We start from the raw sequence: 210 nt of genomic DNA, 5'->3' as shown, positions 1-210 counted from the left end.
GAAGCTGAGCATGGCGCCGAAGCCCGCCTGCTGCCGCGCCGCGACGGCGTGACCGGGATGGGTCTTCAGGCCGGGGTAGTGGACGGCCTTCACCACCGGCTGTTGCGCCAGCCATTCCGCGACGCGACCGGCGGTCGCCTGCTGCCGCTCGATGCGGGCGAACAGGGTGCGCACCCCGCGCAGGGTCAGATAGGCATCGAAGGGCGAGCC

The 210-nt window shown here is 72.4% G+C and carries 1 protein-coding gene; it reads right to left on the bottom strand.

Annotated features, from left to right (window positions below; translation table 11 throughout):
- Nucleotides 1-210: PLP-dependent transferase (locus B2742_RS14845; protein WP_292067814.1), on the bottom strand; the 210-nt coding region annotated here is incomplete at both ends.

The sequence above is a fragment of the Brevundimonas sp. UBA7664 genome (genome assembly GCF_002483305.1).
In the GTDB taxonomy this organism is placed as follows: Bacteria; Pseudomonadota; Alphaproteobacteria; order Caulobacterales; family Caulobacteraceae; genus Brevundimonas.
The sequence above is the reverse complement of the archived record's forward strand: the minus strand, read 5'-3'. Positions and strand labels throughout refer to the sequence as shown.